The sequence below is a fragment of the Bacillus sp. LR--39 genome (assembly GCF_053613335.1).
On the sequence record NZ_JBSIOT010001220.1, the window covers coordinates 1 to 599 of the forward strand.

1 protein-coding gene is annotated in these 599 nt (G+C 45.6%); it reads left to right on the forward strand.

The genetic code is table 11. The annotated features are described in order from the left end of the window. The coding region (locus ACWHAR_RS29540) for an amino acid permease (RefSeq protein ID WP_452088750.1) at positions 1–599 on the forward strand (599 nt) is incomplete at both ends.

Genomic DNA, 599 nt, shown 5'->3' on the forward strand with positions numbered 1-599 from the left:
GTGTTGGCATTAGGAATTTCTCTTATCGTCACGATTGTAAACTTGCTTTCTGTTAAAATCTTCGCCGAAAGTGAATATTGGCTGGCAATGATCAAGATTACCGTTATTATTATCTTTATTATTCTGGGATTGCTGCTCTTATTTGTATCATTCGGTGATCATACAGCATCCGGATTTTCCAACCTGACAGACCACGGCGGATTTTTCCCGCACGGCGGCACAGGGCTGATTACGGCGATGCTTGTCGTCATCTACTCTTACGGCGGTACAGAAATTATCGGTGTAACGCTTGCAGAGACAAAAAATCCGGAAAAGGTTGTCCCGAAAGCTGTCCGCAGCACACTGACACGGATTGTCGCGTTTTACCTGCTGCCGTTTTTCATCATCGTCAGCCTGATTCCATGGAACCAAGTCAATTCCGTTCCGGAAAGCCCTTTCGTGATGGTCTTTAAAATGGTAGGCATTCCGGGCGCGGATCATATCATGAACGCAGTCATCCTGCTGGCGATCATTTCTTCTATGAATTCAGGTTTATACGGGTCATCACGCATTTTATATACACAGGCAAGTGACGGAAGGCTTCCAAAGGTCTTCTCGAA